This is a genomic window from Rhizobium sp. 01T444, assembly GCF_056398305.1.
The window spans coordinates 1-843 of record NZ_JBFTPD010000124.1 but is presented as its reverse complement, the minus strand read 5'-3'; the positions used below and the strand labels follow the sequence as shown (position 1 = coordinate 843).

Here is an 843-nt window from a genome sequence, read left to right as displayed (position 1 = left end):
CAATTGGTGATGGTGGGCGACCGCGGCATGATCTCCAACAAGGCGATCCAGGAGATGCGCGAGTCCGAGGGCGTGGGCTGGATCAGTGCATTGAAGAGCGTGTCGATCCGCGCGCTGGTCGAGCAGGGCCACCTGCAGCTGGGCTTGTTCGACGAGCGCAACCTRCTCGAGCTGAGTTCGCCGGACTACCCCGGCGAGCGGCTGGTGGCGTGCCGCAATCCAGAGCTGGCCAAGCTGCGCACGCACAAGCGCGAGGAGTTATTGGTGGCCACCGAGGCCAGCCTGGAGAGGATCAAGGCCCGCGTGGATGCGCTCAAGCTGGTCGGGCGTGACGAGATCGGCTTGCGCGTGGGCAAGGTCGTCAACCAGTACAAGATGGCCAAGCACTTCGAACTGGCCATCGGCGACAACGCCTTCACCTTCGCGCGCAAGACAGACGCCATCGCCGCCGAGGCGGCGCTGGACGGCATYTACATCATCCGCACSTCGGTGAGCGCGGCGCAGATGGACTCGGCCGACTGCGTSCGCAACTACAAGTCGCTGGCCAACGTCGAGCGCGCGTTCCGCTCRCTCAAGACGATCGACCTGAAGGTGCGCCCGATCCACCACCGCACCGCYGATCGGGTGCGCGCGCACATCTTCCTGTGCATGCTCGCCTACTACGTCGAGTGGCACATGCGCGAGGCYTGGCGCGAGCTGATGTTCGCSGACACCGACCAGCRGGCCAAGGCCATGCGCGACCCCGTGGCGCCKGCCAMGCGTTCCAAGGCRGCGCTGGCCAAAGCGGCCCGCCACACCCTTGACGACGGCACGCCCGCACACAGCTTCGCGACGCTGCTTGAG

At 66.4% G+C, this 843-nt stretch carries 1 protein-coding gene; it reads left to right on the top strand.

The features are described 5' to 3' along the window. Positions 1 to 9: 9 nt before the first annotated feature. A partial coding sequence (locus tag AC1DTN_RS37475) for an IS1634 family transposase (protein WP_477925178.1) occupies positions 10 to 843 on the top strand: 834 nt, incomplete at its 3' end.